Raw genomic sequence first — 472 nt, 5'->3', positions numbered from 1 at the left:
AAGAAGTAGGTAGCTTAACCTTCGGGAGGGCGCTTACCACTTTGTGATTCATGACTGGGGTGAAGTCGTAACAAGGTAACCGTAGGGGAACCTGCGGTTGGATCACCTCCTTACCTTAAAGAAGCGTACTTTGAAGTGCTCACACAGATTGTCTGATAGAAAGTGAAAAGCAAGGCGTCTTGCGAAGCAGACTGATACGTCCCCTTCGTCTAGAGGCCCAGGACACCGCCCTTTCACGGCGGTAACAGGGGTTCGAATCCCCTAGGGGACGCCACTTGCTGGTTTGTGAGTGAAAGTCACCTGCCTTAATATCTCAAAACTCACTTACGAGTGATGTTTGAGATATTTGCTCTTTAAAAATCTGGATCAAGCTGAAAATTGAAACACTGAATAGTCGAAAGATTATTCGTGAGTCTCTCAAATTTTCGCAACACGATGGTGTTTTACGAAACATCTTCGGGTTGTGAGGTTA

1 tRNA gene and 1 rRNA gene are annotated in these 472 nt (G+C 46.0%); both read left to right on the top strand.

The features are described 5' to 3' along the window. A 16S ribosomal RNA gene (locus A7Z06_RS21560) occupies positions 1 to 113 on the top strand; the annotation flags it as partial. Positions 114 to 198: 85 nt separating this feature from the next. Further along, a tRNA-Glu gene (locus A7Z06_RS21555) sits at positions 199 to 274 on the top strand. Positions 275 to 472 lie beyond the last annotated feature (198 nt).

The sequence above is a fragment of the Escherichia sp. MOD1-EC6819 genome (assembly GCF_002965765.1).
In the GTDB taxonomy this organism is placed as follows: domain Bacteria; phylum Pseudomonadota; class Gammaproteobacteria; order Enterobacterales; family Enterobacteriaceae; genus Escherichia; species Escherichia ruysiae.
The sequence above is the reverse complement of the archived record's forward strand: the minus strand, read 5'-3'. Positions and strand labels throughout refer to the sequence as shown.